Origin of the sequence: Pantoea sp. SIMBA_079, from assembly GCF_046940275.1 — a bacterium.
In the GTDB taxonomy this organism is placed as follows: Bacteria; Pseudomonadota; Gammaproteobacteria; order Enterobacterales; family Enterobacteriaceae; genus Pantoea; species Pantoea borealis.
In genome coordinates, this window is the sequence record NZ_JAWRYR010000481.1 from 1 (window position 1) to 262 (window position 262).

At 55.7% G+C, this 262-nt stretch carries 1 protein-coding gene; it reads left to right on the forward strand.

The window, feature by feature from the left end; all coding sequences use genetic code 11:
* Nucleotides 1-262 (forward strand): PAS domain-containing protein (locus tag SB719_RS20880; RefSeq protein ID WP_412159851.1); only part of this gene is annotated, 262 nt, incomplete at both ends.

Consider the following 262-nt stretch of genomic DNA (forward strand, 5'->3'; position numbering starts at 1 on the left):
GTCACCGGCATGCACAATGCCGATGGCAGGTTGAGTGGATACCTGGGTATCGCTATCGATATCAGCCTGCGCAAGCAGGTAGAGGAGCGCTTGGCCGACAGCCTGGCACTGACACAGACCATTCTCGATACAGCCGTCAACCCTGTCATCAGGATCGATCGGACAGGGCTGATTCAGTCTTGCAATCGTGCTACGCAGAACGTTTTTGGCTACCAACCTGACGAGCTTGTCGGCAGTGACGTTGGAGTCTTGTTGCCCGCTT